The sequence below is a fragment of the Psychrobacter sp. 1U2 genome (assembly GCF_051847575.1).
In genome coordinates this window covers 1-610 of the sequence record NZ_JBPYDC010001395.1, presented here as the reverse complement: position 1 = coordinate 610, position 610 = coordinate 1, and the positions used below count along the sequence as shown (strand labels likewise).

General features: G+C 42.5%; 1 protein-coding gene. It reads right to left on the bottom strand.

Annotated elements, in window-relative coordinates; all coding sequences use genetic code 11:
• The coding region (locus ACS8FD_RS22285) for an OB-fold nucleic acid binding domain-containing protein (protein WP_439277469.1) at positions 1 to 539 on the bottom strand (539 nt) is incomplete at its 3' end.
• Positions 540 to 610 lie beyond the last annotated feature (71 nt).

The window sequence follows — 610 nt, the reverse complement described above, 5'->3', positions numbered from 1 at the left end:
AAATCAAGATGTCGATTACGATAGCGCGCTTCTACATCAGCTAAGCCATGAAACTTATTTGGCATTGGACGTAGTGACTTGGTCAATAAGTGGAATTCTTCAATATGGACATAAAGATCGCCTTTTCCTGAGCGACCGATATAACCTGAGACACCGACGATATCACCCAAATCTAGCGATTTGATGCTAGCGCGTGTTTCTTCATCTAGCTCTTTGCGAGCGACGTAGAGCTGAATGCGACCCGTCATGTCTTGAATGACAATAAATGAGCCACGATTGAGCATTACTCGCCCTGCCACATGAACCTGTGTTTTGTCACCCTTAGACGCATTATCTTCAATTTCTTGCTTTGACACACCCTCAAAAGCCGCTTGCAGATCTTTGGCATAATCTGTACGTTTGAACTGGTTAGGATACGGCTGTTTGCCTGAAGCACTAATATCATCGAGCTTAGCTTGCAGCTGTGCGATAAGCTCGTTGGCTTCTTCTAAGGTTGGAGCTTGGTCTTGGTTCTGATTTTGATTATTGGGCTTTGACATAACACTCTCAAAATGGTTGGATATTTATGGGTAGTCTTTTAAAGATAAAAACAAAAAAAGCAGTTTGTGAA